The organism is Rossellomorea vietnamensis, assembly GCF_001305855.1.
Classification (GTDB): domain Bacteria; phylum Bacillota; class Bacilli; order Bacillales; family Bacillaceae_B; genus Rossellomorea; species Rossellomorea vietnamensis_A.
On sequence record NZ_LIXZ01000058.1, the window covers coordinates 1 to 844 of the forward strand.

Annotated in this window: 2 protein-coding genes; both read right to left on the minus strand. The window is 67.4% G+C overall.

Going from position 1 to position 844, the window contains the following annotated elements; translation table 11 throughout:
- Positions 1–333 (minus strand): hypothetical protein (locus AM506_RS23490; protein ID WP_440480362.1); only part of this gene is annotated, 333 nt, incomplete at its 3' end.
- Positions 330–844 (minus strand): electron transfer flavoprotein subunit beta/FixA family protein (locus tag AM506_RS23495; protein ID WP_160316914.1); only part of this gene is annotated, 515 nt, incomplete at its 5' end. The genes AM506_RS23495 and AM506_RS23490, both read right to left, overlap by 4 nt.

Genomic DNA, 844 nt, shown 5'->3' on the forward strand with positions numbered 1-844 from the left:
GATCTGCGCCACGTCCTTGAGCGCGGCGACCCGCGGCAGCACGTTCTTGCCGGTGGTGGAGGCCACCGCCAGCACGTGGGTATAGTCGCCGGCGAGTTCCGCGATCAGCGCCGCAGTGGGCTCGGCCAGCAGGTGGGCATAGGCGGCGTTGTCGGCCACGCGGACCTTGCTGACGCCGTCGAGCTTGGCCGCGGCCTCGGCGATGGCGGCCACATTCTCACCGGCCACCAGCACGTCGATATCGCCGCCGATCTGTTGTGCGGCCGCGACCACATGGGCAGTGGCGCCGGCCAGGGCGCCGTCGTGATGTTCGGCAAGTACCAGGATGCTCATGAGATCACCTTCGCCTCGTTCTTGAGTTTGTCGACCAGCTCGTCCACCGAGCCCACCTTGACGCCACCCTGCCGCTCGGCCGGCGGCTCGACCTTGAGCAGCTTGACCTTCGAGGCCACCTCGACGCCGAGGTCCGCCGGGCTCTTGACGTCCAGCGGCTTCTTCTTGGCCTTCATGATGTCGGGCAGCTTGGCATAGCGCGGCTCGTTGAGGCGCAGGTCGGTGGTGACGATGGCCGGCAGGGAAAGCTCGACGGTCTGCAGGCCGCCGTCGATCTCACGGGTCACCTGTATCTTTCCATCCCCTCCGTCTCCGCTGATATTCACGGCGGAGGCGAAGGTGCCCTGGGGCAGGCCGGTCAGGGCGGCGAGCATCTGGCCGGTCTGGTTGTTGTCGGTGTCGATGGCCTGCTTGCCGAGGATCACCAGACCCGGCTGCTCCTCTTCCACCAGCTTGGCCAGCGCCTTGGCCGCGCCCAGCGACTCGACGCGCTCGTCGGTCTCGACATGAA